This is a genomic window from Candidatus Enterococcus willemsii, assembly GCF_009933335.1.
GTDB lineage: Bacteria > Bacillota > Bacilli > Lactobacillales > Enterococcaceae > Enterococcus_F > Enterococcus_F willemsii.
Genome location: NZ_MAEL01000047.1, coordinates 1 through 1,965, shown reverse-complemented (window position 1 = coordinate 1,965; position 1,965 = coordinate 1). Strand labels below are relative to the sequence as shown.

The following is a 1,965-nucleotide window of genomic DNA, read 5'->3' as shown; positions in this document are numbered from 1 at the left end:
ACAAAATAATGAAGCAATTGCTGATTTTGATTTAAGCTTTTTACGAACACTATTAAAAACAACGACTTCTTATGAGGTCAAAACACTTTCGACAGATAGTTTAACATTTGATATTGAATCAGAACAAGCAAACGTTAAATTGTTAGTGACGAATCTGTATGTCAATGATGTAGATTATATTACCGCTGACTTCTATCTATTTCTTTCTATCAAATAATATGTTTCCCTACATCTTGTTGGTGTGGGGATTTTTACTGTATTAAATTAAATTCGCATTATTTTACACATTCTACTTTACAAAGCGAACAAACATTCGTATAATATTCTTACAAACATTTGTTCGTATAAATTAAAGAGGTGAAAATAATGAAAGCTGTTCGTCGATTTGGTTTTATTATAGGAGTATTATTAATTGGTATTATTATCGGGAATTTTGGTATGTTAACTGCTGTTTTAATTGTTTGTCCTTTATTTATCTTATGGTTAATGCTATGGGATGATAAAAAATTCCGTCAAGCTGAACGCAGAAGAAATAATCATCAACTTCCCCCTGATTACTATGATTATTATCACTATGAGTAATCAATAGTTTATCAGAACACCCAAAAGTAGCTACAAACGCTCGGATATGAGACGTTCGTAGCTACTTTTTTCATTTCCTCTATAGTTGCTTAGTATTCCATCAATGTAAAAATATCATAGCCATCAATTTTATCACGACCATGTAAGTCCATCAATTCAATTAAGAAAGCACATCCTACAACAATACCACCTAATTTTTCAACTAACTCAATGGTTGCTTTAATGGTACCACCAGTAGCTAGTAAATCATCACAAATCAGTACACGTTGACCCGGTTTAATAGCGTCAGCATGCAATGTAAGTGTATCACTACCATATTCCAAGTCATAAGATACTTCGATTGTTTCACGAGGTAATTTGCCTGGTTTACGCACAGGCGCAAAACCAATCCCTAATTCATAAGCAACAGGACATCCTACAATAAAACCACGTGCTTCTGGTCCAACGACCATATCAATCTCTTTTTCTTTCGCATAGTCTACAATCTTTTTAGTTGCTGCACGATACGCTTCCCCATCAGCCATTAGTGGTGAAATATCACGAAAGATAACTCCTTTACTTGGATAATCCGGGATACTTGCAATATAATCTTTTAAATTCATTTTGTTTTTCCTCCTCAATTTTCTTCATTCAGTGGGACTGCTAACCAATCTTTCAAGGTTGATAGATCACTCAATAATAAAAATTCTTCTGTTTTAATTTTCTGCAATCGTTGTTGATACAATACACTATCCATCAATGGATGGTTCGTAGGATTCTCTACCTTACGCATGACACCATCAACAACAGTCACAAAACCTAATTCTGTAAAGACTTGAATCATAAACACCAATAATTTTTTTGGAATCTGCAAATACTGTGCAACCATGGATAATTTATAGCGCACATCGACTTGTGGTTGACTCGCAATAAACTTAAAGAATTTCGCATATTGCTCTCGTGAACCAATCCCATCCAAATAAGCATCATCTTCTGCTACACACATCATATAGACTCGTGATACATCAATACATGCCAGAACTTTTTTGAGCCAGCTTAATTCTATTGGACAATCGATAAAGACTACTTGCTGATAGCTTTTACCTGCCACTTGCTCTTGAAAGGTCTCTAGCTGTGTAACGGTCACAATTGGCTGTGCTACTTTTTTGGCCCATTGCTTTGCATTGTGTTCAGAAAAACAAATAAACAATGTCTTTTCTTCAAAATTTAATAAATGTTGATTCCGTTTTGGACGATAATCAAAGACTTGCAACGCATTAATTTGATAATCTTCCAACATTAATTGAGGAATTCGTTTCCCATTCCATTCATTAATTGATAATTGTCCTACAACGCTTAATTCATCACTTTGAAATTCTAAAGACTCCGAGCCAAAGCCAAAAC

The 1,965-nt window shown here is 34.2% G+C and carries 4 protein-coding genes; 2 read left to right on the top strand and 2 right to left on the bottom strand.

Annotated elements, in window-relative coordinates:
* Positions 1-217, top strand: a 217-nt coding sequence (locus BAU17_RS10110) for a hypothetical protein (protein WP_161902703.1), incomplete at its 5' end; no start/stop codon positions are given.
* Positions 218-366: 149 nt separating this feature from the next.
* On the top strand, positions 367-582 hold the full coding sequence (locus tag BAU17_RS10105) for a hypothetical protein (RefSeq protein ID WP_161902702.1): 216 nt from the start codon (positions 367-369) through the stop codon (positions 580-582).
* An 89-nt stretch (positions 583-671) separates the two neighbouring features.
* Here BAU17_RS10105 and BAU17_RS10100 read toward each other — a convergent pair whose 3' ends face one another.
* A complete protein-coding gene (locus BAU17_RS10100) occupies positions 672-1,184 on the bottom strand; it encodes an adenine phosphoribosyltransferase (protein ID WP_161902701.1) in 513 nt (170 codons plus the stop codon).
* Between the two features lie 14 nt (positions 1,185-1,198).
* On the bottom strand, positions 1,199-1,965 hold a 767-nt coding region (locus BAU17_RS10095; protein ID WP_202622315.1), incomplete at its 5' end, for a single-stranded-DNA-specific exonuclease C-terminal domain-containing protein.

Bases quoted from the DNA above. Each gene is read 5' to 3' on its own strand.
- BAU17_RS10105 (WP_161902702.1), top strand. From the start codon at position 367: ATGAAAGCTGTTCGTCGATTTGGTTTTATTATAGGAGTATTATTAATT.
- BAU17_RS10100 (WP_161902701.1), bottom strand. From the start codon at position 1,184: ATGAATTTAAAAGATTATATTGCAAGTATCCCGGATTATCCAAGTAAA.